Annotated in this window: 26 protein-coding genes and 8 tRNA genes; 32 read left to right on the top strand and 2 right to left on the bottom strand. The window is 44.6% G+C overall.

The features are described 5' to 3' along the window. Nucleotides 1–294 precede the first annotated feature (294 nt). Nucleotides 295–426: an Lmo0850 family protein gene (locus NFU07_RS09395; protein ID WP_251477275.1), complete on the top strand. Its 132-nt coding sequence runs from the start codon at nucleotides 295–297 to the stop codon at nucleotides 424–426. Between the two features lie 55 nt (nucleotides 427–481). On the opposite strand, the gene NFU07_RS09390 is transcribed toward NFU07_RS09395, so the two are convergent. Beyond that, nucleotides 482–1,669, bottom strand: coding sequence for an FtsW/RodA/SpoVE family cell cycle protein (locus tag NFU07_RS09390; RefSeq protein WP_251477272.1), 1,188 nt, complete (start codon nucleotides 1,667–1,669; stop codon nucleotides 482–484). 161 nt (nucleotides 1,670–1,830) lie between these two features. On the opposite strand from NFU07_RS09390, the gene NFU07_RS09385 reads away from it, so the two are divergent. The 9 genes from NFU07_RS09385 to NFU07_RS09345 all read left to right on the top strand — a co-directional run bounded on the left by NFU07_RS09385 (nucleotide 1,831) and on the right by NFU07_RS09345 (nucleotide 10,701). Continuing rightward, nucleotides 1,831–2,601 (top strand): hypothetical protein, encoded by a 771-nt coding sequence (locus NFU07_RS09385; RefSeq protein ID WP_251477269.1) that lies wholly within the window; start codon nucleotides 1,831–1,833, stop codon nucleotides 2,599–2,601. Nucleotides 2,602–2,680: 79 nt separating this feature from the next. After that, nucleotides 2,681–3,028, top strand: coding sequence for a DMT family transporter (locus NFU07_RS09380; RefSeq protein WP_251478216.1), 348 nt, complete (start codon nucleotides 2,681–2,683; stop codon nucleotides 3,026–3,028). Next, complete coding sequence (locus tag NFU07_RS09375; protein ID WP_251477266.1) at nucleotides 3,028–3,345, top strand: DMT family transporter; 318 nt, start codon at nucleotides 3,028–3,030, stop codon at nucleotides 3,343–3,345. Before NFU07_RS09380 ends, NFU07_RS09375 begins: the two co-directional genes overlap by 1 nt. Before the next feature lie 116 nt (nucleotides 3,346–3,461). Next, nucleotides 3,462–4,532, top strand: coding sequence for a D-alanine--D-alanine ligase (locus tag NFU07_RS09370; protein ID WP_251477263.1), 1,071 nt, complete (start codon nucleotides 3,462–3,464; stop codon nucleotides 4,530–4,532). A 13-nt stretch (nucleotides 4,533–4,545) separates the two neighbouring features. Continuing rightward, a complete protein-coding gene (locus NFU07_RS09365) occupies nucleotides 4,546–5,904 on the top strand; it encodes a UDP-N-acetylmuramoyl-tripeptide--D-alanyl-D-alanine ligase (protein ID WP_251477260.1) in 1,359 nt (452 codons plus the stop codon). Nucleotides 5,905–5,980: 76 nt separating this feature from the next. Continuing rightward, on the top strand, nucleotides 5,981–6,679 hold the full coding sequence (locus NFU07_RS09360) for an alpha/beta hydrolase (RefSeq protein WP_251477257.1): 699 nt from the start codon (nucleotides 5,981–5,983) through the stop codon (nucleotides 6,677–6,679). Nucleotides 6,680–7,013: 334 nt separating this feature from the next. Beyond that, the gene (gene cshA / locus NFU07_RS09355) at nucleotides 7,014–8,522 is read left to right on the top strand and encodes a degradosome RNA helicase CshA (RefSeq protein WP_251477254.1); all 1,509 of its coding nucleotides are present in this window, start codon (nucleotides 7,014–7,016) and stop codon (nucleotides 8,520–8,522) included. A gap of 147 nt (nucleotides 8,523–8,669) precedes the next feature. Continuing rightward, the gene (locus tag NFU07_RS09350) at nucleotides 8,670–9,149 is read left to right on the top strand and encodes a PH domain-containing protein (protein ID WP_251477251.1); all 480 of its coding nucleotides are present in this window, start codon (nucleotides 8,670–8,672) and stop codon (nucleotides 9,147–9,149) included. Further along, entirely contained in the window at nucleotides 9,142–10,701 is a 1,560-nt protein-coding gene (locus tag NFU07_RS09345; RefSeq protein WP_251477248.1) for a PH domain-containing protein, read from the top strand. The genes NFU07_RS09350 and NFU07_RS09345 overlap by 8 nt, the downstream gene beginning before the upstream one ends. A 2-nt stretch (nucleotides 10,702–10,703) precedes the next feature. Here NFU07_RS09345 and NFU07_RS09340 read toward each other — a convergent pair whose 3' ends face one another. After that, entirely contained in the window at nucleotides 10,704–11,312 is a 609-nt protein-coding gene (locus NFU07_RS09340) for a rhomboid family intramembrane serine protease (RefSeq protein ID WP_251477245.1), read from the bottom strand. Between the two features lie 66 nt (nucleotides 11,313–11,378). On the opposite strand from NFU07_RS09340, the gene acpS reads away from it, so the two are divergent. The 22 genes from acpS to NFU07_RS09230 all read left to right on the top strand — a co-directional run bounded on the left by acpS (nucleotide 11,379) and on the right by NFU07_RS09230 (nucleotide 22,436). Then, the gene (gene acpS / locus NFU07_RS09335; RefSeq protein WP_251477242.1) at nucleotides 11,379–11,729 is read left to right on the top strand and encodes a holo-ACP synthase; all 351 of its coding nucleotides are present in this window, start codon (nucleotides 11,379–11,381) and stop codon (nucleotides 11,727–11,729) included. Between the two features lie 18 nt (nucleotides 11,730–11,747). Beyond that, nucleotides 11,748–12,848, top strand: a complete 1,101-nt coding sequence (alr, locus tag NFU07_RS09330; protein ID WP_251477239.1) for an alanine racemase — start codon at nucleotides 11,748–11,750, stop codon at nucleotides 12,846–12,848. 96 nt (nucleotides 12,849–12,944) lie between these two features. Then, the gene (locus NFU07_RS09325) at nucleotides 12,945–13,229 is read left to right on the top strand and encodes a transcriptional regulator (RefSeq protein ID WP_110925660.1); all 285 of its coding nucleotides are present in this window, start codon (nucleotides 12,945–12,947) and stop codon (nucleotides 13,227–13,229) included. A 4-nt stretch (nucleotides 13,230–13,233) separates the two neighbouring features. Next, entirely contained in the window at nucleotides 13,234–13,584 is a 351-nt protein-coding gene (locus tag NFU07_RS09320; protein ID WP_251477236.1) for a type II toxin-antitoxin system PemK/MazF family toxin, read from the top strand. A gap of 194 nt (nucleotides 13,585–13,778) precedes the next feature. After that, complete coding sequence (locus NFU07_RS09315) at nucleotides 13,779–14,609, top strand: RsbT co-antagonist protein RsbRA (RefSeq protein ID WP_235198188.1); 831 nt, start codon at nucleotides 13,779–13,781, stop codon at nucleotides 14,607–14,609. Further along, nucleotides 14,606–14,968: an STAS domain-containing protein gene (locus NFU07_RS09310; RefSeq protein WP_036807366.1), complete on the top strand. Its 363-nt coding sequence runs from the start codon at nucleotides 14,606–14,608 to the stop codon at nucleotides 14,966–14,968. The genes NFU07_RS09315 and NFU07_RS09310 overlap by 4 nt, the downstream gene beginning before the upstream one ends. A gap of 2 nt (nucleotides 14,969–14,970) precedes the next feature. Continuing rightward, the gene (locus NFU07_RS09305; protein WP_235198189.1) at nucleotides 14,971–15,372 is read left to right on the top strand and encodes an anti-sigma regulatory factor; all 402 of its coding nucleotides are present in this window, start codon (nucleotides 14,971–14,973) and stop codon (nucleotides 15,370–15,372) included. A gap of 12 nt (nucleotides 15,373–15,384) precedes the next feature. Continuing rightward, entirely contained in the window at nucleotides 15,385–16,386 is a 1,002-nt protein-coding gene (locus NFU07_RS09300; RefSeq protein ID WP_251477233.1) for a PP2C family protein-serine/threonine phosphatase, read from the top strand. Nucleotides 16,387–16,479: 93 nt separating this feature from the next. Beyond that, a complete protein-coding gene (locus NFU07_RS09295; protein ID WP_251477230.1) occupies nucleotides 16,480–16,809 on the top strand; it encodes an anti-sigma factor antagonist in 330 nt (109 codons plus the stop codon). 1 nt (nucleotide 16,810) lies between these two features. Continuing rightward, nucleotides 16,811–17,281 (top strand): anti-sigma B factor RsbW, encoded by a 471-nt coding sequence (gene rsbW, locus NFU07_RS09290; protein ID WP_052653113.1) that lies wholly within the window; start codon nucleotides 16,811–16,813, stop codon nucleotides 17,279–17,281. Further along, nucleotides 17,259–18,041 (top strand): RNA polymerase sigma factor SigB, encoded by a 783-nt coding sequence (gene sigB / locus NFU07_RS09285; protein ID WP_251477226.1) that lies wholly within the window; start codon nucleotides 17,259–17,261, stop codon nucleotides 18,039–18,041. Before rsbW ends, sigB begins: the two co-directional genes overlap by 23 nt. Then, on the top strand, nucleotides 18,041–18,640 hold the full coding sequence (locus NFU07_RS09280) for a PP2C family serine/threonine-protein phosphatase (protein ID WP_235198192.1): 600 nt from the start codon (nucleotides 18,041–18,043) through the stop codon (nucleotides 18,638–18,640). Before sigB ends, NFU07_RS09280 begins: the two co-directional genes overlap by 1 nt. A 110-nt stretch (nucleotides 18,641–18,750) precedes the next feature. Continuing rightward, nucleotides 18,751–20,916 carry a Tex family protein gene (locus tag NFU07_RS09275; RefSeq protein ID WP_285835950.1) on the top strand — a complete coding sequence of 722 codons (2,166 nt, stop codon included), beginning with the start codon at nucleotides 18,751–18,753 and terminating at the stop codon, nucleotides 20,914–20,916. Nucleotides 20,917–21,004: 88 nt separating this feature from the next. Next, nucleotides 21,005–21,457, top strand: coding sequence for a SprT family protein (locus NFU07_RS09270; protein WP_251477222.1), 453 nt, complete (start codon nucleotides 21,005–21,007; stop codon nucleotides 21,455–21,457). A gap of 92 nt (nucleotides 21,458–21,549) precedes the next feature. Continuing rightward, a tRNA-Asn gene (locus NFU07_RS09265) sits at nucleotides 21,550–21,624 on the top strand. 4 nt (nucleotides 21,625–21,628) lie between these two features. Continuing rightward, a tRNA-Glu gene (locus tag NFU07_RS09260) sits at nucleotides 21,629–21,703 on the top strand. 98 nt (nucleotides 21,704–21,801) lie between these two features. Next, nucleotides 21,802–21,878, top strand: a tRNA-Met gene (locus tag NFU07_RS09255). A gap of 3 nt (nucleotides 21,879–21,881) precedes the next feature. Further along, nucleotides 21,882–21,957: transfer RNA gene (locus tag NFU07_RS09250), tRNA-Asp, on the top strand. Nucleotides 21,958–21,963: 6 nt separating this feature from the next. Next, nucleotides 21,964–22,038 (top strand) — tRNA-Gln (locus NFU07_RS09245). A 121-nt stretch (nucleotides 22,039–22,159) separates the two neighbouring features. Beyond that, nucleotides 22,160–22,245 (top strand) — tRNA-Leu (locus NFU07_RS09240). A 9-nt stretch (nucleotides 22,246–22,254) separates the two neighbouring features. Further along, nucleotides 22,255–22,331: transfer RNA gene (locus NFU07_RS09235), tRNA-Arg, on the top strand. A 31-nt stretch (nucleotides 22,332–22,362) separates the two neighbouring features. Further along, nucleotides 22,363–22,436 (top strand) — tRNA-Gly (locus NFU07_RS09230). Nucleotides 22,437–22,577 lie beyond the last annotated feature (141 nt).

The following is a 22,577-nucleotide window of genomic DNA, read 5'->3' as shown; positions in this document are numbered from 1 at the left end:
TAAATAAAGGCTTTGGTGCCATTTTACCCTTGTTTTAATGCCGCGACAAACGAATTTGTAAAGAGTTGTGGAGTGCACGTGGGAGCTATTTGAAAGATGGATGAGGTCCGTAAATAGAGTAAACTCTTTTCTTCACAAATTATTTACTTTGTCATCAAAATGATAAGTTTAAAATCTTGAAATGATGGTATTATAACAGAGACACAGAAAAGTCAAACATTATGTAATTTAAACGAAACTAGACAAACTGGCCAACGTCTTAATAAATATCTAACACATAAAGAGGTGATCTGGATGGCGAAAAAAGTAGAAGTTCGCAAAATCGTTTCAAACTTATCGAAACTGGGAATCCAAGCAAAAATCACAAAACCGCGCGTAGAACTCTTTAGAGCATTAGCATTGCCGCAAACACAATCGCAAACATAAAAACTCCGGCGCAGGGCGTCGGAGTTTTTATGTGGAAAATATAATCGATAGTTCGTTATTCGGATTCTTTCTCGTTTCCGAACATATAGGTCTTGTGGTGGAATTTCATACTGAAGACGATGCCGAGTGCGAGCATATTCCCGATCAGCGAGCTTCCTCCGTAGCTGATGAACGGAAGAGGAATCCCGGTTATCGGCAAAATCTGGATGGTCATGCCGATATTCTGAAAAACGTGGAACGTGATCATGGCGATGATCCCGGCACATACATAGGTGCTGAATGTGTCTTTCAGCTCCAGCGTAATTTTAGTCAAATGATAAATCAGCATGAAGAATAAGATAATGACGGCACTTGCACCGATGAAACCGAAATCTTCTGAAATGACCGTAAAGATAAAATCTGTGTGGTTTTCTGGTACGTACACTTCGCGCCCTTGAAACCCTTTGCCGAAAACTTCGCCAGAACCGATGGCATTCATGGCTGCAATCAGGTTATAGCCCTCGCCCTCAGCGTAAGAATAGGGGTCGAGCCACGTATAGATCCGGGCAAGCGCATAAGGCTTGATCCCTAATACATTGGAAAGGAAGTCCTGCATGTAGACGGCCATCCATAAAAGGGTTCCTCCAACGACCGCTACTCCGCCAAAGCTTGGCACAATGATCTTCCAAGAGATGCCGGCAACGACAATCAAGGCGAGCGTAATTGCGATAAATACAAGGGCGGTCCCGAGATCGGGCTGTGTCATGATAAAAGCCAGCGGAATAAACAGCATGACGCCGATCTTGCCAAGAAGGACAAAATCAGTTTTTAAGGTTTTTAACGGATTTTTTTCATGGTGTGCAGAAATCATCTTGGCCATCGCGAGTATATAGAAGGTTTTCATGAATTCAGCAGGCTGAAGATTGACAACGGGTGTATGGAACCAGGCTTTCGCTCCGTTGACCGGCTCGGCAATCTGGCCAGGGCCGCCTGGGGAAATCATCAAAACAAACAATAGGAAAATCCCGAAACCATATAGATAATAAGACATTTTTTTATATTGGTCCGAATCAAAATACATAAGAACAGAAATCATGCCAATCGAAACAACGTAGAAAACTGCTTGGCGCGGAACAAAGTTCGTTGGGTATATGCCAGCGGTTTGAGCGGAAGATATAGCCAATAAACTGACGACGAAAAATAGAAATAATATGAAAGCTAACGGCCAATCAACGCGATCGGCGAAGCCTTTATTTGTTTGCATGAGCGTTCACCTGTACTTTTTTATTATTATAAGCCGGATTACATTATAACGTATTCCCTTCGAATATGCCTATACCAAAAGTAATGACGCAAATAGAGCTAGGATGTTTCATATTTCAGTGGAATGGTCGTATAATAGTTGAGAAGAATGGAGTGGGGAATATGGTGAAAAAACCGTTAAACGCGGATTATTATATACAGCACTTATATATTTATTTAAATGACGCGGATCAATTCGCTCTTTTCAGCGGACTCACCTTTGCTCATTTTATCGATGCGATGAAAATGCCAAAGAATCTTTTATTATTAAAGCATTCTTATGACGATGCTTCGTTCAATATGCATACTTATATGGAGTTTGTTGCAGAGGAAGAATATGCGCAGCTTCGGAAAGCCTGGCTCAATAAGAAAAGTGAGTTTTGCTGGATCGATTTTAGGAGCGAGAAGCAGTTAAATTCATTGACGCCGCAAGAACAGGCGGAGCTTCTCTACATCGGACATAAAAAGGAAACCGTGCGTCCTCCTTTTTATTCGACGCTGCAAAACGAATTTGTTTATCTATCCAGTGAGGAAGAGCAGACCACGAAGATTTACTTCCGCCATTTGGAAAGGCTGAACGAATTAGTCGGAAATTATTTTACTCAAGTGATCCGCAGAGAAACATCGGGCCAGAACTTCTGGCGCCGCAAGACGCGTGACTTGGTGCCGGAATTGCCGAGGGAAATTCTGGAGTCGCTGAAACGCGACTACCGTGAAGGCGCTTTAATTTCTTTGGCCGATCCTGAAAAAACGAAAAACACGATTGAATTGCATATTCGATCTGTTGAGGAAATTTCGTTTCTGGATGAATTCTGGTCAGATATCAAACATTATACAAAACAGGACGTTAGCCGGAAAATTGTGTTTGACCGCAAAACAAAGCAATGGAAATAACGCTCGGAAACGAGGGTTATTTTTTTTGAAAAGGCTCAGAACTGAATAGCGTTGAATGAGGAAGGAATGTGTGGAAAATATGGCGTGGATTTATTTAACGATTGCCGGATTGACAGAAATCATCTGGGCAATCGGTTTGAAGTTTGCGGACGGCTTTACAAATGTCGGGCCATCGATTGTCACTTTGCTATTTATCGTGGTCAGCTTTCTATTGTTCGCAAAAGCGATGGCTGTCATTCCGATTGGCACCGCTTATGCTGTTTTCACAGGAATCGGAGCGGCAGGCACTGCCGTGCTCGGAATTTCACTGTTTGGCGAAAATGCCAGCTTTGAAAAAATCGCGTTTTTAGGGCTGTTGATTTTCGGGATTATCGGATTGAAAGTCGTGGACGGCAAAGAAACGGCGAATGAAGGAGGCGATTCTTGATGGCATGGCTGACCTTAATAATTGCCGGATTTTTTGAAGTGGCTTTTGTAACGACCATGAAATTATCAGAAGGCTTTAAAGTGAAGAAGTATACGGCCTTGACCGTTTTAAGCGGAGCGCTCAGTTTCTATTTGCTGTCACTAGCTTTGACGGAAATTGCTGTTGGCACCGGTTATGCAGTTTGGACGGGAATCGGTGCAGCCGGCAGTGTAGTCGTCGGGATGCTGTTTTTTAAAGAAAGCAGACAGCCGGCAAAATTATTTTTCTTGACGTGTATAATTGCAGGTGTAGTTGGATTGAAAATCTTCGGCGGTTGACAGAAAAAAATTTTCGTCTTCCGTGGTTCGTGATAAACTAGTCATTATGCAAAAAGAATTCAACAAAATGAAAAAGCCGGAATTTCGGGCTTACATACTAGCGGAGGTTTTTCAAAATGAAAAAACGAATCGGTTTATTATATGGTGGCAAGTCAGCGGAACATGAAGTCTCGCTATCCACTGCGCAAGCCGTGACTCAAGCATTGAACTTCGAGAAATACGAAGTTTTTCCTATTTATATCACCCATGAAGGCGAATGGAAAAAAGGTGCGATGCTTGAAGGGCCTGTCCAAAGCATCGAGCAGCTTCAATTGAGCGAAAAGAGCTCTTCTCCAAATGACATTTCAGGGTTTCTTCCATCTGAACAAGAGCAGAATCTGGAAGTCATTATCCCGCTTCTTCACGGGCCAAACGGTGAAGACGGTACCGTACAAGGTTTGCTTGAAGTTTTGAATCTACCTTATGTCGGAAATGGAGTACTTGCTTCATCAGCGGGTATGGATAAAGTAGTCATGAAGCAATTATTCGAAATCGCTGGATTAAAACAAACGCCTTATGTTTATTTTATTCGCAGGGATTGGATGGCTGATCAGAACTATTGGGTAAACAAAGTGGAGAGCGAATTGCAATGGCCGGTATTTGTCAAACCGGCGAATCTCGGATCAAGCGTAGGCATCAGCCGGGCAGAAAACACGGAGGAATTGATGGCAGCTGTTGAAGAGGCCTTGAAATTCGACCGCAAAATCGTCGTGGAACAAGGCGTCGTGGCCAGAGAAATCGAAATCGGCGTACTCGGCAACGATGTTCCTGAATGTTCGGTTGCCGGAGAAATCAAGCCGCTAAAAGCCTTCTATGATTACCAGGCGAAATACAAAGATGGCAATACGGCCATGATCATTCCGGCTGAACTGGACGCAGAAGTCTATGAAGAATTAGTGATTGCAGCTAAAAAAGCGTTTAAAATTCTGGATTGTTCCGGCCTTGTCCGTGCGGATTTCTTCGTTACCGCTGAAAATGAAATATTGATCAATGAAGTTAACACATTGCCAGGGTTTACGCCTTACAGCATGTTCCCGCTATTATGGGAAAATACAGGATTGCCTTATCCAGAGCTGATTGAACGCTTGATTAAACTTGCGGTCGAACGCCATGAGGAAAAGCAATTACTACAAGTTAAAATAGATTGAGTGGAGAAGCCGAATGAAAAAAAAGATTGAACAAATTGCCAAATGGCTTGGAGTTAAGACGAGTTTTAAAGGCATCGAAGTGACAGGGGCCTCGATCAATACGAGAACGCTTAAACCGGGAGATCTGTTTATCCCGTTCCGCGGCGAAAATGTCAACGGACATAAATATGTGGTGCAAGCATTTGAGGCGGGAGCCGCTGCAGCCTTGTGGCAGCGCGACGAACCAAATCCGCCTGAAGATCTTCCGCTATTGCTAGTGGACGATTGTGAAGTCGCTTTGCAGGAAATGGCCAGAGCCTATCGCGACGAATTGTCCGTCACGGTCATCGGCATCACTGGCTCAAACGGGAAAACTTCGACAAAAGACTTAGTGGCGAGTGTCTTGAAGCCCTATTTCAAAGTCCAGAAGACCCAGGGCAATTATAATAATGAAATCGGTTTGCCGCTTACGATTCTGTCGCTTGACGAAGATACGAAATTCGCTGTCCTGGAAATGGGCATGAGCGGATTTGGGCAGATTGAGTTCTTGTCGGAACTTGCGCGCCCGGATTATGCCATCATCACCAATATTGGTGAAGCGCATATGCAGGATCTTGGATCAAGAGAAGGAATTGCACAGGCGAAGTTTGAAATCACTGCAGGGCTGGAAAGCCATGGCAAGCTTTTTTATGACGGCGATGAGCCGCTGCTGCTTCCGTTCGTGGAGAATTTCCCGCAAGCCGTGTCTTTCGGTTTTGACGATAATAACGAATTGACCGTAACCGACATCAAAGCAACCGAGAATGGCAGCAGCTTCCTCGTCAGTGGAATTATTGATGCAGCATTCACCATTCCGGTGCTGGGCGAGCATCAAGTGAAGAACACCTTGTCAGCGATTTTAGTGGCACTTGAAGCCGGCCTTTCGGAAGAAGATATCCGCAAGTCGCTGAAAGATGCAGCGCTGACTGATATGCGCATGCAAATCATTAAAACCGAACAAGGCGCTACATTCATCAATGACGCTTATAACGCTGCACCGTCTTCGATGAATGCGGCTTTGAATTTTATCCGTGAAACCACGATGAAAGACGATAAGTGGGTAGTCTTAGGGGACATGCTGGAGCTTGGAGAAAATGAACAATCCTATCACGAAGCTTTAGTGAAAAACATTTCAGACGATATTGCAGGTGTTTGCTTGTATGGACCGCGCATGAAATGGCTTTACGATAAAATGCTTCCTTCTTTTAAAGGGGAGCTTTTATGGAGCGAAGACGATTATGTACCTATCGTTTCATTGCTCAAAGAAAAAATCACGCCGGATTCCATCATCTTGGTCAAAGGTTCACGCGGCATGGCCTTGGAAAACATCATCGAGCCTTTTACTGGGCAATAATAGACTCTGCTTGGCGGGAAGCTTTTCCCGCTGAGTAGAGTTTCTGTTTATCTTGAAGCGAAAGTGGGGAGCGGTTTTGAAGACAGGCGTTTTATGCATCCATGGCTTTACAGGCGGCCCTTTTGAAGTGCAGCCGTTTGCCGATTATATAAAAGAACATACCGACTGGATTGTGGAAGTGCCGACATTACCGGGGCATGGCGAAAAACTCAACCTGAAAAAAATGACTGCGGAGCATTGGATGATGGAAGCTGAGCTTGCAATGCGCAAGTTGAAAAAAAGAGTCGACCGCGTCATCGTTGTCGGATTTTCCATGGGCGGTTTGATTGCGATGTATTTGTCGCTGCGCTATAAAATAGAACGCCTTGTTCTGTTGAGCGCTGCTGTTAAATACATCAGTGCTGCCCAGATGTTAAAAGAAGTCAAAGAAGCGGCAGCGGATACCATTAACGGCCGGCTGGCTCAAAATCCATTGTTTCATCTTTATGAATACAAGTTGACGCATACCCCTATCGGTTCAGCTATTGAATTTCTGCGGGTGGTTAAAATGGTGGAGCCGTATTATAAAACCATCAAAATCCCGGTTTGCATCGTCCAAGGCAAAGAAGACGGAATCGTTCCGGTTACTGCTGCAGACTTCATTTACGAGAATATTGGCTCTCTTGATAAACAGATCATCCATTCGGATTCAGGGAAGCATTTGATTTGCTACAGCGACGATTGCGAAGACTGGTTTAGCGAAGCGCTGTATTTCATGAAGCAGCAAAAAGAGTAAACTGATTATTAGAACCTTTGCGTATTGATTGCAAGTAGGGGGAAATCGTGTTATTCTGTTGAAAGCAATGGATACATTTTTGAAGCACTCTTCCCTGTGAAGAGTATTTTTTTGAGCAAAACGGTTTGTTCTACTTACAGGGTTTCAAACACCCGCCGATCAGACCGCTCGGCAAAGCCCGAGCTTTTCCTGTTCACACATCCCCTCTGACTTAAAACTACAGAGTATGATTTTCGACGTGAAAGTTCCTCATAAAGGCTCGACCTTGTCACGAATTCATCTAAAATGTACACCATTTGTAAATCAGATGAAGACAAAAGGAGATTGAAAAAATTTGGTAAAATTTTCAGAATTAAATCTTAGTGAAACAACTTTGAAGTCCGTACGACGCATGGGGTTTGAAGAAGCAACACCAATCCAAGAAGGTACGATCCGTCTTGGAATGGAAGGCAAAGACATTATCGGACAAGCACAAACGGGTACAGGTAAAACAACTGCATTCGGTATTCCTTTGATTGAAAAAATCGACACTAAAGACGGTAATGTCCAAGGATTGATCATCGCGCCAACCCGCGAATTGGCAATCCAGGTCTCTGAAGAGCTTTACAGACTGGGCCAAGACAAAAACGTGCGCATCCTTTCAGTATATGGAGGCCAAGAAATCGGCCGTCAAATCCGTGCACTTAAAAACCGCCCACAAATTATCGTTGGTACACCAGGACGTCTATTAGACCACATTAACCGCCGTACGCTTAAATTGGACAATGTAAACACATTGATCCTTGACGAAGCAGACGAAATGTTGAACATGGGCTTCATCGAAGACATCCAAACAATCATGGCCACTGTCCCTGAAAGTCGCCAAACCCTGTTGTTCTCAGCAACTATGCCGGATGCAATCCGCCGCATTGCAGAGAAGTTCATGAAGACTCCAGAGATCGTTAAGATTAAATCGAAAGAAATGACTGTTGAAAACATCGAGCAGTTCTATGTGAAATCAGTAGAACGCGAGAAATTCGACATCCTTTCACGTCTTTTGAATGTTCAACAGCCAGAACTTGCAATCATCTTCGGCCGTACAAAACGCCGGGTTGACGAATTGGCTAAAGCTTTGAATATCCGCGGCTACGTAGCTGAAGGAATTCATGGTGACCTTAGCCAAGCAAAACGTATGTCTGTATTGAAACAATTCAAAGCAGGCAAAGTCGACATCTTAGTTGCAACTGACGTAGCAGCTCGCGGACTTGATATCTCAGGCGTATCACACGTATACAACTTTGATATTCCACAAGATCCTGAAAGCTATGTTCACCGTATCGGCCGTACTGGCCGTGCTGGTAAAAAAGGAGTCGCAGTCACGTTTGTAACACCGCGTGAAATGGGCTACTTGGGCATCGTTGAACGTACAACGAAGAAGAAAATGGAAGCATTGGTTCCTCCAACTGCTGACGAGGCTGTACTTGGCCAAAAACGCGTTGCAATGGAACAATTGATCGAAATGACAGAGAAAAACAACTTAGGCGATTACCGTGCATTTGCTACGGAAATGCTTGAGAAGTTCGACGCTGTTGATTTGATTGCTGCTGCACTTAAAACAATGACGAAAGAGCCGGAAGATATTCCAGTTCAAATTTCTGAAGAGCGCCCACTTCCTTCACGTGGAGGCGGCGGATACAAAGGCAAAGGCGGACGCAGCGGAGGCGGCGGTGGCTATAAAGGCAACCGTTCATCTGGTTCAGGCCGTCCATCATCATCAAGCCGTCCATCTTCAGGCGCAAGCCGTCGCCGCGAAGGCGGAAGCGGTTCAGGCCGTCCAGGACGTACACGTCGTCACGAATCTTAAGATTTCTTAAATAGAAGGCGGATGCGGAAACAGGAAACTGTTGCCGCATCCGCCTTTTTTGCTTATTCAATTTGCGTTACAATAGAATGAAACATTTACCGCTTTAAATCGTATTAAGAGTTACTATATAGAAACGGGGAGAGGCAAATGGATAGTCAACCAAAAAACCAAATTTCTGTAAAAGGATTAAAGGTCTGGCGCTTATACGGAATGATTGAAACCTTAGTCATTGCCTTGCTTGCGATTGGGGCGGGAGTGCTTACATACTTTTTTGAATGGCCGTCTTGGCTTTATGCAATTTACATAGCGTTTCCAGTGCTTTTCGGCTTTCTCTTCATTTATTTATTTCCGAAAATCCGTTGGCAGCGCTGGCGCTACGAAGTGCGGGAGCAGGAAATCGAACTTCAGCATGGGCTTTTTATCATCAAGCGCACTTTAGTGCCGATGGTGCGTGTGCAGCATGTCGATACAGAACAAGGACCTATTCTAAGAAAATATAATTTAGCAGAGATATCCATCTCCACAGCGGCAACCACTCATACCATTCCTGCTTTGATCACAGAGGAAGCGGATGATTTGAGAGCCCGCATCTCTGTACTTGCAAGGGTGGCGGAAGATGATGTCTGAAACCTACTATAAATTGCATCCGATCTCAGCGCTTATCAATTTTCTGAAAGGCTTAAAAGAATTGCTGATTCCTTTTCTGGTCATTTTCGGAGTGAATTTATTCAGGGATGGCGGCATTAGCGGCATGTTTTCAAATGGCTGGCAAGGATTGATTCCGCTGATAATTGGTGGGGCGGTCCTGTTATTCATCTTGGTGGGCGGGATCATCAAATGGAAGCGGTTCGTCTACTGGTTTGAAGATGGAGAACTCCGCATCGAGTACGGATTGTTCGTTAAGAAAAAGCGTTATATTCCATTTGACCGAATCCAGAGCCTGAATTATACGGAAGGCATCTTCCACCGTCCGCTCGGTTTGGTCAAAGTGAAAGTGGAAACTGCAGGAACCGGCAAAACTGGTGAAGCGGAAGCGGAACTGACTGCGATCTCACGTGAAGATGCTGACCGGATCGAAGAGAAGATGGAAGAAGCGAAACGCGGGTTCCATAAAAGAGAAACGGTAGATTTAGAAGATGGTGTCGAGCGTGAAATAGCTGTGCCGGAACCCGAAATGGCCGAAAAAAAGATCCTTCATACAAAATACCGGATGAGCATGAAAGAGTTATTGGTTTTGGCCACCACTTCCGGCGGGATTGGCGTTGTCCTTTCAGCGGTAGCCGTGTTCTTTTCGCAGTTCTCGGAGTTGATCCCTTACGACGCGATCTATGAAGAAGTCATGATTTTCCTTCGCTTTGGTTATTTGATTGTCGCGTTGACGATCTTTATGGGATTGCTGGCGGCCTGGGTCATTTCGGTCATTTTAACGATTTTGGCCAACTATCAATTCACGATCCAGACAGATGATGACCATATTTATTTGACCCGCGGGTTATTGGAGAAAAAGAAGGTGTCCGTGCCATTTAAGCGGGTGCAAGGAATTAAAATTTCCCAAAATCCTTTGCGGGAATGGTTCGGATATGCCACAGTGACGGTAGAAAGTGCGGGAGGTTCTTTAGGGGACAAGGATGAAAAAATAAGGCTATTTCCTTTAGCTAAGAAAGAGACACTCATTCCAATTTTAGAAGAGCTGTTCCCTGAGATGGAATGGCGGCCGGAAATGGTCAAAGCCCCGAAACGAAGCGTCCATTTCTTTTATCGTTTGGACTTTATCTGGATGATTCCTGTAATTGGATCGCTGAGCTATTTCTTTTATCCGTACGGGCTTTTGTCGCTTATCATTGTGCCATTAACTATTGCGCTAGGTGTCTGGCAGCACCGGACGGTCGGCTATTCCTTGGCAGATCGGCAATTGACGATGGAGTTTAGAGGCATCAGCAAGCATACATTCTTCATGATGAAAAAGAGAATTCAAGCCGTGGAAATTTCGAGCAGCTATTTCCAGCGGCGCAAAGGCTTGGCTTCAGCGCAAGCGACAATCATGTCGGGCTTGCTCGGAGCCACTGCCCGAGTGGAACATATGGAGCGGGAAGACGCGAGCCGCATCCTTGCTTGGTATGAGCCTTCCAACCGAAAGGCGGAAGAAAATGAAAAAAGTCAGCCGGAATTATCCGGCTGACCTTATTTTTTTGTTTTCCAACTGACAATCCGTTTTGGATGGAAATAGCTCATTCCGATCAAGAAACCGGTGATCATTCCCGCAATATGCGCGGTAGCATTCACGTTAGGCGTCAAAAACGTCATAACGATGCTAATTACGATAATTGGGAGTATAATTTGTCTCAACTGTGGCAGTGAGCGACGGCCGTAGTACAGCAACGCGCCAAATGCGCCGAAAATCCCGAAGATGGCACCGCTTGCGCCTACATGGAGATAATCCAAAGGCTGAAGGAAATAAGTTGCCGCTGTTCCGAACAATCCGGCCAATAGATAAATGGTGATAAACCGAACCTTACCGGTCAATCTCTCCAGTTCAGGCCCGAATAGGAATAGCGAGAACATATTGAAGAGAAGGTGCATCAATCCGCCGTGAAGGAACATAGGTGTGATGAAGCGCCACCATTCTCCCGCTTCAATCAGGAAATTGGAACCCACTCCATAATAATAGAGAAGATCGCCGATGCCAGGAATCCAAGTCAGGATATAGACGATGAGGTTCAAGGCAATTAAAGTGGATACTACAGGATAAAGACGTAAGTATTGCGAAAAACTTTCAGTACGTAAGAACATTTGGTCACCTCTATTTCATAAATCCATTATACCTTTTTCAGGTTTACTATTGAAAGGAGAACGTCTATGATAAATGGAATCGGCTTGGATATCGTGGAACTGCACCGCATCCGGAAGTTAGACGCGCGGTCAAGCAAATTCCGATGCCGCATTTTGACAGAGCGGGAAATGAGCGAATACGAAAAACTGTCGGCAGCCCGAAAAACGGAATTTTTAGCAGGGCGTTTTGCTGCGAAAGAAGCCTTCGCAAAAGCGAATGGCACTGGGATTGGCAGCGCCTGTTCGTTCCAGGAAATTGAAATCCGCAAAGATGAAAAAGGAAAACCGAGTGTTTTCTTTCGGCAGCAAGAAATCGGGCTTGTATCAATAACACATACAAAAGAATATGCAGCAGCACAAGTTCTTTTGCAATCCTAAAGTAAGTGGTGATGACAAATGGTAACCTACCGTCCAACAAAAGCGATAATCGATTTAGCGGCAATTGAAAAGAATCTGGAAGTGTTTAAGGAACAAGCAGGAAAAGCAGAAGTTATTGCTGTAGTGAAAGCAGATGCCTATGGACATGGAGTTTTAGAAATTTCTCGGCGTGCAATCGCTTCGGGCATCCGTTTCCTTGCAGTAGCTACGCCGGATGAGGCGTTATTTTTGCGGCAGCAAGGCATTAAAACTCGACTGCTTGTTCTCGGAGCTGCGCCGGAAGCTTTCATCCCGGTAGCGCAGCAGGAAGAAATTACGCTGGCGGCTATCTCGCTTGCTTGGCTTGATATGGCGTCAAAAGCTGCCAATCCTGAACTTACACCTTTGAAGATTCATTTGAAAATCGACAGCGGCATGAGAAGAGTGGGAGTATTTCCAGAAGATGCAAAGCGGGCAATCGATTTTATCCGCCGGCACCATTTTTCATTTGACGGCTTATTCACACATTTTGCAACAGCCGACGAAGAAAGCGGGGAGTTATTCCAAAAGCAAGTGAAAGAAATGAAAGCTGTTATTGAATCGGCAGCGGATTCCGCTTTGATGGTCCATGTATCCAACAGCGCTGCGGCCATTATGCATCAGGACCTTGCTTATGACGGCGTCCGCATCGGGATTTCTTTATACGGCATCGCACCTTCTGCCTATGTGGAAAATGAAATGTCCATCGCATTGTCGCCGGCTATGAGTTTAGAGACCGAAATCGTTCATGTGAAAAAAGTGAGAGCAGGCGAAGCTTTGAGCTACGGAGCAACTTATCGTGCCGAAGAAGATGAATGGATTGCCACTTTGCCGATTGGCTATGCGGATGGCATGCTGCGCGGGCTGCAAGGGCAGGAAGTTCTTGTGCGCGGGATGCGGATGCCAGTCGTGGGGCGGATTTGTATGGATCAATGCATGGTCAAGCTGCCTGAAGAATTGCCGATCGGAGAAAAAGTGACTTTAATCGGCAAGCAGGGAAATGAGCAGATCCGCATGGAAGAATGGGCGGAGAAATTGGATACCATACCGTACGAAATCCCGTGTATTTTAACAAAAAGAGTCCCTCGAATTTATTGTTAAATAATGCTAGCCCTTTTTTCACCTTTTCAATAGGGCACTTCGATGTTAAGATGAAGGGGTGAGAATAGAGAGAACGGTATTTTGGAGGTGTCGGCTGTGTACGGGAAGTCAAAGACAAAAGAAGTGGTTGTGAAACTGCCGAAGCAAATGATCTCAGAATTGACTGCGCATTCAGATGAACAAATTCAAGAACGTGGTGATTATGTTTATGTTTCGACCCAACGGGTAACCAAGAACATATACGATTCACATCATATTCGGGAAGCAATGATCAAAGGCTACGTGGAGATGTCACAAATCAATCTTTCAATCGCTTGTGAATGTTCTCATGCAGAATACGAAGCGGAGCACACGACCGTGCGACTCGTAAGCGGGGGTTAACAATTTGATTGTAAAACGTGGTGACGTTTTTTTTGCAGAACTATCACCAGTTGTCGGGTCCGAACAAGGCGGGACCCGTCCGGTGCTAGTGATTCAAAACGATATAGGAAATCGCTTTAGTCCCACTGTCATCATCGCGGCGATTACTGCACAGATTCAAAAAGCAAAATTACCGACTCACGTTGAAATCAACGCTAAGAAATATGGCTTTGAGCGTGATTCTGTCATCTTGCTGGAACAATTGCGCACGATTGATAAGTCGCGGCTGACAGATAAGATTACACAGTTGGATGAAATCTTGATGGAAAAAGTGGATGAAGCTTTGGAAATCAGTGTGGGTCTTGTGAAGTTTTAAGCATACATACTCCGAAATAAGCTCGAAGCTCCTATGCTTCGGGCTTTTTTTCATGTACTTTGCCCCTTTTCCGCAAGCAACTGACAAAATAGATGTGAAAAAACATATTTTCCGATACAATAAAAGATAAGCTATTTTAAATACAATATAAGGTCAAGTGTTATATAGAGCAATAGGGAGGGTTTTTCAAAAAAATGAATAGACAAATGGCGGGATATATCCAGGATAATTTCAACGAAATTATCTCAAGTTGGCAGGAGCTTATGAAAAATGAGAAGAATGAACGTTCTTTTCAAGTAATGCCGACGGATTTGATGAATCAAACCAGCAAAGAATTTGCTGATCTTATGGTTTCAAATTTGTTAGAAAGCCATCAAGCCTATGAAAATCGCTTGAATGATTTTGCGGAGAAAGTGGTCCGTCTAGGGTGGTCGATGACATTTGTAACAAAAGCGATCACTCATTTTTCAGAAGTGGTATTCGATGGCATGGAAAATGCGGGAATCATCAATGAAAACAATTTCCGGGCTTTCTCGAAAGAATTTACGAATTGGATCAATCCAATCCGGGATAGCACGATCGATACATACTCGAAAACGTGGGAGCGGACAGTCAGTCTGCAGAAAATTGCTTTGCAGGAGTTATCAGCCTCATTGATACCTGTTTTTGATAAAGTGTCTGTTATGCCTCTGGTCGGAACGATTGATACGGAGCGTGCAAAACTGATTATGGAGAATTTGCTTGAAGGTGTAGTCAAACATCGGGCGGAAGTTGTGCTGCTGGATATTACAGGAGTGCCGGTTGTCGATACGATGGTCGCACACCATATTATTCAAGCAGCTGATGCAGTCCGTCTTGTCGGCGCGAAGTGCATGCTGGTCGGAATCCGTCCGGAAATCGCACAGACAATCGTGACGCTTGGGATTAATCTCAATGAATTCACCACTACCAGTACTTTGCAGCGCGGAGTAGAGCAGGCGATGGCATGGACAAATCGTAAAATAGTGGAGGTTGATGAACAATGAATTTTCGAATTCCAATTTTAAAGCTTAGAGATACATTGATTGTTTCGATCCAATGGGAGCTTGATGATCAGACAGCCATTCAATTTCAAGAAGATTTATTGACGAAATTGCACGAAACTAGCGCTCGTGGAGTAGTCATCGATTTGACATCCATCGATTTTATCGATTCATTTATCGCAAAAGTCTTAGGGGACGTCATTAGCATGTCAAGCCTAATGGGAGCGCGAGTGGTTATTACCGGTATCCAACCAGCAGTTGCTATCACTTTAATCGAGTTAGGAATTCGACTAGAAGATGTTATGACAGCACTGGATCTAGAAAATGGTTTGGATAAACTTCAACTGGAATTGGAGGCTTAAGAATGAGCAACCAGTCTTCGGTGGAAATTTTAACGGAATGGGATATTGTCGCTGCAAGACAACTTGGGCGCAATGTGGCAAAAGAACTTGGCTTCGGAACTGTCGATCAAGCGCGGATCACGACAGCCATCAGCGAACTTGCCCGCAATATCTACTTGTATGCTGGACAAGGAAGAATTGAAATCCAGCAATTAACAGAGAACGGCCTGAAAGGGATTTTAATTATCGCCGCCGACCAAGGACCAGGAATTCCGGATATCAGAAAAGTGATGGAAGATGGTTTCTCAACGTCGGGAGGGCTTGGTGCCGGGCTGCCGGGTGTCAAACGTTTAATGGATGAGTTCAGAATCGAAACGATTCCAGGCGAAGGGACAGATATAAGAGCAACAAAATGGCTTCGATAGGAGGAGCGCATAATGGTTCAAAAGATTGAAAATCAATACAAAGAAATTTTAAACCAATATATGCAAAGACAGTCGGAGCAAAATCTCTACGTTGGCCAGAATTTTAGCCGTCAATTGATTTCTGAGAACATTTCGCCAGAAGAAGTAATCAGTGTGCACAAAGCGGCCATGCAGGAAATATACGGGGAATTGCCAGAGTTTGTATGGCATTCCTTTGATTTTCTGATTGAAATGATGATTAACTATGGATTAGCGCTTCAAGAAAGGCAAAGTCTTTTGCAGCGGCAAGAAGAACTGGGAGTGGAAATGGATTTAGCTGCTAACGTGCAGGAAACCTTATTGAAAACACCGATGCCTGCTTTAGCGGGACTTGATATCGGATTGCTTTCGATTCCAGCGCGCAAGATGAACGGCGATTACATATACTTCATCAGTGATTCAGAGGGCCATGCAGGGATTGCGGTTGCGGATGTCATCGGCAAAGGTTTGCCGGCTGCACTTTGTATGTCCATGGTGAAATTTGGGATGGATAGCTTGAATAATTCTCCGGCCGATCCAAAAGAAGTGCTTGGGGTCATCAACCGGGTAGTCGAAAAGAGCATTGACGATTCCATGTTCGTTTCCATGTTCTACGGGAAATACGATTCGAATGACTCGACGCTTACCTATGGTTCAGCTGGGCATGAGCCGGCTATCTTATACCGTGCAAAATCGAATAGTTTTGAAGAATTGTATGCCAAAGGGCTCTTGCTGGGTGTTTCCCCAGCAGCTTCATATGAACAGCATACCGTCAAATTGGAAAAGAATGATCTTGTGATCATGATGACCGATGGGGTAACGGAAGGCCGGACGGATGAAGGGTTTATCGAGCGGGAAGTCATTTTCGCATTGATTGACCAGAAAAAAGATGAACCTGCCCAGCGGATTGTGCAATTTGTCTACGATGAACTCGAACGCATGCAAAATGCGGAATTAAGAGATGATTTCACATTAGTCATTTACAAAAAAGTCTAATCAGGTTTACATGAAGAGTCATTGTGGTAAATACACTTACGATGGCTTTTTTAAATGCCTGTGAATTATAGAAAAACGGGGTGTCAAAAAAAGATGAATATTCAAGTTAACTTAGAGGAAATAGATAATAACCTGACTGGCTTTATCCGCGGAGAAATCGATGCGCATACAGCGCCAGTATTACGGGAGAAATTAGAAGCATTTCAAACCCAAGAAGGATTGAAAGCAGTGTTGGATCTTTCCGACGTTGATTATATGGATAGTACTGGGCTTGGAGTTTTTGTAGCATTTTATAAATCTGTGAACGCTAAAGGCGGACACGTTAAGCTAAAAGGGCTCTCGTCTCGGCTAAAACGGCTATTCGATATTACGGGGCTAGGCGAAATCATGGATATCGAATCCGCTGGAAAAGGTGGTAATTAATATGCGTCCTTTCGATTATGTTGAAATGAGAGTGCCGGCTAAGTCTCAATATGTTGGTGTAGCACGTTTGACAATCTCTGGTTTGGCAAGCCGCATCGGTTTTTCATTTGACGATATTGAAGATTTGAAGATTGCTTCAAGTGAAGCGGTAACGAATGCTGTTCAACATGCTTATACAGAAGGTGAAGAAGGCGAAGTAGTCATTGGCTGCGCTTTGTACAGCGATAAAATCGAAATCATGGTTGCAGATCATGGGCAAAGTTTCGATTTTGAAGAAACAAAGGCGAAAGTGGGCCCTTATCATGATCAAGAAGAAGGCGCGTTTCTCCGTGAAGGAGGTCTTGGCCTGTACTTGATCGAAACCTTAATGGATGAAGTAAAAGTCCATCATCAAGAAGGCGTTACAGTCTTCATGACAAAGTATGTTGGAGGAGAGCAGGTGGAAGAGGATGTCGAAACGATCTCATCCTAATCAGCCGACCAAAGAGCAGGTGCTTGAATGGATCGAGGCTTATCAGAAGACGGAAGATGAAGAAGCCCAAACAAATCTTGTATTGAATTACAAACGTTTAGTCGAATCAATTGCACGTAAATATTCAAATGGTAAATCTTACCATGAGGATATAGCGCAAGTAGGTATGCTTGGCCTTTTAGGAGCCATTCGGCGCTATGATCCTTCATTTGGCAGAAGTTTTGAAGCTTTTGCCGTACCGACTATCATCGGTGAAATCAAACGGTTCTTGCGCGATAAGACATGGGCAATCCATGTGCCTCGCCGCATCAAGGAATTGGGGCCACGGATTAAATCGACAGTTGAAGTGTTGACCCGGGAACTCCAGCGTTCCCCACAAGTTTGGGAAATCGCGGAATACTTGGATGTCGAGGAAGATGACGTGCTAGAAGCGATGGAAATGGGGAAAAGCTATCAGGCCTTATCCATGGATCATTCGCTGGAAGCCGATTCCGACGGCAGCACAGTCACTTTATTTGACGTGGTTGGACAAGAGGACGATGGCTATGAAAAAGTAGATCAGCGCATGCTTGTAGCAAATGCGATGAATGTGCTTTCGGAACGTGAAAAGCAAATCATCCAATACACCTACATAGAGCAGCTGAGTCAAAAAGAAGCCGGAGACAAATTAGGAATTTCGCAGATGCACGTTTCCCGATTGCAGCGAAAAGCCATTAAGAAGTTGCAGGAAGCGATTTTAGCAGCTGGTGGAGTTTCATAGTGGAGAAAATTCAGCATAGTTTCGTGGAGGCCTGTATCTTCAATGAAGCAAAAAAAGGGAATTATGAGTCTGGAGACAGTTACCATACTGTTTTAACGGATGAATATTTCATTTGCTCCATAGCCGATGGATTGGGGAATGGCCCTGTGGCACGCGAATCGTCACAAGTCATTCCGCAGATTTTAAAAGATTACCATCATGAAACCATTGATGAGCTCATGCAGCGATTCAATAAATTGATGGTGCAAAAACGTGGGGCTGCCGTAGCGATTTTCAAAGTCGATTTCAAGAAAAAGACTTTGGAATACAGTTGCGTAGGGAATATCCGTTTCTACCTTTACCGAAAAGGGACAAACGAGATGATTTATCCGTTGCCGGTAATGGGTTATTTATCCGGCCGCCCACAAAAATTGCGTACGCAGCTCTATACGTATGTAGAAGATGATTTATTCTTGATTCATTCTGACGGAGTGGAGTTAAGAAACCCAAAAGCGATGATGCGCCAAGCCGGAATTCCGGAGCGCCTATATTACGACATTTTGCGGTCAATCGAAACTGGAGACGACGCAACGTTTATAGCAGGAAGCCTACTCAAATGAGGAGGCTTCTTTTTTCTATGTTAAAATAGAGAAGAGCAAACGGCGGTCGATATGCTGATGAAAGCAACAATATGGACTGGCTTTTTACGAAATGAAAGGAAGTGTCTGGAATGGAAATGCAGCAAATCCATGCATTGATTGCAAAAGAAACAGGGGTACGCCCTCATCAGGTCGGCCAAGTTATCGACTTGATCGAAGACGGCAATACCGTGCCGTTTATCGCACGTTACCGAAAAGAAGCGACAGGGTCACTTGATGAAGTGCAGATTAAAGCGATCGATGACCGTTATACATATATCCAAAACCTGGAGCAGCGAAAAGTTGAAGTTATCCGTTCGATTACCGAGCAAGAGAAAATGACCGAGGAATTGGAAAAAGCGATTCTGCAAGCGACAGTTCTGCAGCGTGTAGAAGATTTATATCGTCCTTTCAAACAGAAACGCCGTACGAAAGCGACCATTGCAAAAGAAAAGGGGCTGCAGCCGCTAGGGGATTGGCTAATGGCTTTTTCCCGCGAAGATGCGATGAAGAAAGCGAAAGAATTCGTCAGCGAAGAAGCGGGAGTGGCGACTGCGGAAGAAGCGATTCAAGGCGCGCAGGATATTCTAGCGGAGCTATTTGCAGATGATGCCGATATTCGCGAAAAAGTCCGCTACATGACGAGGAAAGATGGAACGATTTCGACAGCTGCTAAAAAGAACCATGCAGACGAAAAGCAAGTTTTTGAAATGTATTATGAATATGAAGAAGCCATTCAAAAAATTGTACCGCATCGCATCTTGGCGATTAACCGCGGAGAAAAAGAAGATGTGCTGAGAGTAGCGGTCAATCCACCTGTGGACCGAATCATTACATTGATGAAAAACAAATGGATCAAAGCGTCGGGTCCATCTTCTGAAATTGTAGAAGCGGCGATTGAAGATAGCTACAAACGCCTGATCCAACCGTCAGCAGAACGTGAAATCAGAACGGAGCTAAGTGAAAAAGGGGAAGCGCAAGCGATTCATATTTTCGCTGAAAACTTGCGGAATTTATTGCTGCAGCCCCCAATGAAAAACAAAATGGTGCTCGGCGTCGACCCGGCATACCGCACAGGCTGTAAGTTGGCTGTAATTGATGAAACCGGAAAGTTGCTTGAAGTTGCCGTGATTTATCCGCATGCGCCAAAGAATGATCAAGCGCGCGCTAAAAAAACGATGCAGCGGCTGGCTTCAAAGTACCCGATTGAAATTATGGCGATTGGAAATGGAACTGCTTCACGCGAAACAGAACAATTCGTAGCGGATTTCATCTCCGAAACCGGAGCGGACATTTCTTATGTGATTGTCAATGAGGCAGGGGCAAGTGTTTATTCGGCTTCAGATATTGCCCGTGCTGAATTTCCGGATCTTCAAGTAGAAGAAAGAAGTGCTGCGTCAATTGCACGCCGTCTGCAAGATCCTTTATCGGAACTGGTGAAGATTGACCCGAAAGCAGTAGGCGTCGGACAATACCAGCATGACGTTTCGCAAAAGAAATTAGCGGATCAATTAACTTTTGTAGTCGAGACCGCGGTTAACCAAGTTGGAGTAAACGTCAATTCAGCTTCTTCGTCTTTATTGCAGTACGTAGCAGGGTTGAGCAAAACCGTGGCGGAGAACGTCATCAAAATGCGCGACGAAAATGGCCGCTTCCAATCACGTGCGCAATTGAAGAAAATTCCGCGTTTAGGTGCCAAAACCTATGAACAGGCAATCGGCTTCCTGCGGATCCCGGAAGGAAAGAATCCTTTGGATGCAACTGGAATCCACCCGGAAAGCTATAGCGTTGCCGAAAAACTTTTGGAATTGGTCGGCGAAGACAAGAAATCGGTCGGCAATCCAGGAATATCCGAGAAGTTGGAAAAGCTTCAATTGAATGAACTCAGTGAAGAATGGGGAGTCGGCGAAATTACGCTGAAAGATATTTTGGACGCGTTGAAGAAACCGAACCGCGATCCGCGCGATGAATTCCCCCAGCCTTTATTGAAAAATGATATTTTGAAAATGGAAGATCTGCTGCCAGGCATGGAAGTCCAAGGGACCGTCCGAAATGTCGTGGACTTCGGGGCTTTTGTTGATATCGGCGTAAAGCAAGATGGCCTTGTCCATATTTCAAAATTGAAAAAAGGGTTCGTAAAGCATCCGCTTGATGTAGTCGCGGTCGGAGATATTGTTACGGCCTGGGTCGACAAAGTGGAGAAAGACAAAGGGCGCATTGCTTTAACGATGCTTCCTCCGGCAGACCAAACCGAGTAAGGTTAAGAAATACTCATGTACAAACAGCCGCTTCCTGTTAAAATGGAAGCGGCTGTTTTATTTGAATAAACGAAATAGGGGAGTTACGATGACCAACAAAGAACTGACAGAACTGATCAAAGAAATCTCAGATACCGTCTTTCGGAAGCCATTTGTCCATGAAGGAAGTTTTAATGCGCGATTAAGAACAACAGGCGGGCGTTATTTGCTGCGGTCCCACAATATCGAGATCAATCCCAATTCCTACGAAACATTCGGCTTTGCAGAGTTGGAAGGAATCATCAAACACGAACTTTGCCATTATCATTTACATATAGAAGGAAAGGGATACAAGCATCGCGATGCGGATTTCCGAGAGTTGTTGCAGCAAACCGGCGCTCCGCGTTTTTGTTCAACCATTCAACGCCCGCCAGCCGCTCGCTCAAGCAAACGCTATGTATACGAATGCATTTCATGCAATACGAATTACGTTCGGAAAATTCGGATGAATGTGGAAAGGTACCGCTGCGGCAGATGTTCTGGAAAGCTTTCTCTGAAATAATAAAAGAAATGAAAAAAAGTGTTGACGATTCTCCAAGACCTCTTTATAATAAGAAAAGTCGACAAGTACTTAAACAGTTCTTGCAACACTATTCCGAAGTAGCTCAGTGGTAGAGCACCGCACTGTTAATGCGATGGTCGTAGGTTCGAGTCCTACCTTCGGAGCCATTAAGGCCCCTTGGTCAAGCGGTTAAGACACCGCCCTTTCACGGCGGTAACACGGGTTCGAATCCCGTAGGGGTCACCATTTATTTTAAAATATCTTACATAGAATGTTATTGTGAAATACATACTTAATGAGAAGTTTTGAAAGAATGACTTTAATAAAGAATGAAATATTATTGTCGCGGGGTAGAGCAGTTCGGTAGCTCGTCGGGCTCATAACCCGGAGGTCGCAGGTTCAAATCCTGCCCCCGCAACCAAATGGTCCCGTGGTGTAGCGGTTAACATGCCTGCCTGTCACGCAGGAGATCGCCGGTTCGATCCCGGTCGGGACCGCCATTTTATTGGGGTATAGCCAAGCGGTAAGGCAACGGGTTTTGATCCCGTCATGCCCTGGTTCGAATCCAGGTACCCCAGCCATTTTAATCAACCGAATCAATCCAAATGAGATTATTATCTACGGCGAATTAGTTAAGAAAAAAGTTATTGACTTCGAGTTAGTAATGTATTATAATAGAATTTGTCCCTAAAATAATTTTAGGCGGTCGTGGCGGAATGGCAGACGCGCTAGGTTGAGGGCCTAGTGGGAGAAATCCCGTGGAAGTTCGACTCTTCTCGGCCGCACCATATCGCATTGCGCCCGTAGCTCAATTGGATAGAGTACTTGACTACGAATCAAGCGGTTAGAGGTTCGAGTCCTCTCGGGCGCGCCATACTTTCTTGATTAAAATAAAAATACGATATGCGGGTGTAGTTTAGTGGTAAAACCTCAGCCTTCCAAGCTGATGATGAGGGTTCGATTCCCTTCACCCGCTCCATAATTTTAAATCTTTGAACCTTGAAAACTGAACAGCAAAACGTCAACGAATACTCGATACGAGCGTTTATCGCGAGTACGAGAATTTGCGAAGGCTGCGCAAGCAGTCGAGCAAAAGATTACTGATCAGGCTTTTGCCAGA

It is taken from the genome of Planococcus sp. NCCP-2050 (assembly GCF_023708025.1).
Taxonomy (GTDB): domain Bacteria; phylum Bacillota; class Bacilli; order Bacillales_A; family Planococcaceae; genus Planococcus.
Note: the sequence above shows the minus strand (reverse complement) of the source record. Positions and strands in the feature narration are given on the sequence as shown.

What these genes read in the sequence shown, in the direction of transcription:
- NFU07_RS09395 (WP_251477275.1), top strand. Translation starts at nt 295, where the DNA reads ATGGCGAAAAAAGTAGAAGTTCGCAAAATCGTTTCAAACTTATCGAAA.
- NFU07_RS09390 (WP_251477272.1), bottom strand. Translation starts at nt 1,669, where the DNA reads ATGCAAACAAATAAAGGCTTCGCCGATCGCGTTGATTGGCCGTTAGCT.
- NFU07_RS09385 (WP_251477269.1), top strand. Translation starts at nt 1,831, where the DNA reads ATGGTGAAAAAACCGTTAAACGCGGATTATTATATACAGCACTTATAT.
- NFU07_RS09380 (WP_251478216.1), top strand. Translation starts at nt 2,681, where the DNA reads ATGGCGTGGATTTATTTAACGATTGCCGGATTGACAGAAATCATCTGG.
- NFU07_RS09375 (WP_251477266.1), top strand. Translation starts at nt 3,028, where the DNA reads ATGGCATGGCTGACCTTAATAATTGCCGGATTTTTTGAAGTGGCTTTT.
- NFU07_RS09370 (WP_251477263.1), top strand. Translation starts at nt 3,462, where the DNA reads ATGAAAAAACGAATCGGTTTATTATATGGTGGCAAGTCAGCGGAACAT.
- NFU07_RS09365 (WP_251477260.1), top strand. Translation starts at nt 4,546, where the DNA reads ATGAAAAAAAAGATTGAACAAATTGCCAAATGGCTTGGAGTTAAGACG.
- NFU07_RS09350 (WP_251477251.1), top strand. Translation starts at nt 8,670, where the DNA reads ATGGATAGTCAACCAAAAAACCAAATTTCTGTAAAAGGATTAAAGGTC.
- NFU07_RS09345 (WP_251477248.1), top strand. Translation starts at nt 9,142, where the DNA reads ATGTCTGAAACCTACTATAAATTGCATCCGATCTCAGCGCTTATCAAT.
- NFU07_RS09340 (WP_251477245.1), bottom strand. Translation starts at nt 11,312, where the DNA reads ATGTTCTTACGTACTGAAAGTTTTTCGCAATACTTACGTCTTTATCCT.
- acpS (WP_251477242.1), top strand. Translation starts at nt 11,379, where the DNA reads ATGATAAATGGAATCGGCTTGGATATCGTGGAACTGCACCGCATCCGG.
- alr (WP_251477239.1), top strand. Translation starts at nt 11,748, where the DNA reads ATGGTAACCTACCGTCCAACAAAAGCGATAATCGATTTAGCGGCAATT.
- NFU07_RS09315 (WP_235198188.1), top strand. Translation starts at nt 13,779, where the DNA reads ATGAATAGACAAATGGCGGGATATATCCAGGATAATTTCAACGAAATT.
- NFU07_RS09310 (WP_036807366.1), top strand. Translation starts at nt 14,606, where the DNA reads ATGAATTTTCGAATTCCAATTTTAAAGCTTAGAGATACATTGATTGTT.
- NFU07_RS09305 (WP_235198189.1), top strand. Translation starts at nt 14,971, where the DNA reads ATGAGCAACCAGTCTTCGGTGGAAATTTTAACGGAATGGGATATTGTC.
- NFU07_RS09300 (WP_251477233.1), top strand. Translation starts at nt 15,385, where the DNA reads ATGGTTCAAAAGATTGAAAATCAATACAAAGAAATTTTAAACCAATAT.
- NFU07_RS09295 (WP_251477230.1), top strand. Translation starts at nt 16,480, where the DNA reads ATGAATATTCAAGTTAACTTAGAGGAAATAGATAATAACCTGACTGGC.
- rsbW (WP_052653113.1), top strand. Translation starts at nt 16,811, where the DNA reads ATGCGTCCTTTCGATTATGTTGAAATGAGAGTGCCGGCTAAGTCTCAA.
- sigB (WP_251477226.1), top strand. Translation starts at nt 17,259, where the DNA reads ATGTCGAAACGATCTCATCCTAATCAGCCGACCAAAGAGCAGGTGCTT.
- NFU07_RS09275 (WP_285835950.1), top strand. Translation starts at nt 18,751, where the DNA reads ATGGAAATGCAGCAAATCCATGCATTGATTGCAAAAGAAACAGGGGTA.
- NFU07_RS09270 (WP_251477222.1), top strand. Translation starts at nt 21,005, where the DNA reads ATGACCAACAAAGAACTGACAGAACTGATCAAAGAAATCTCAGATACC.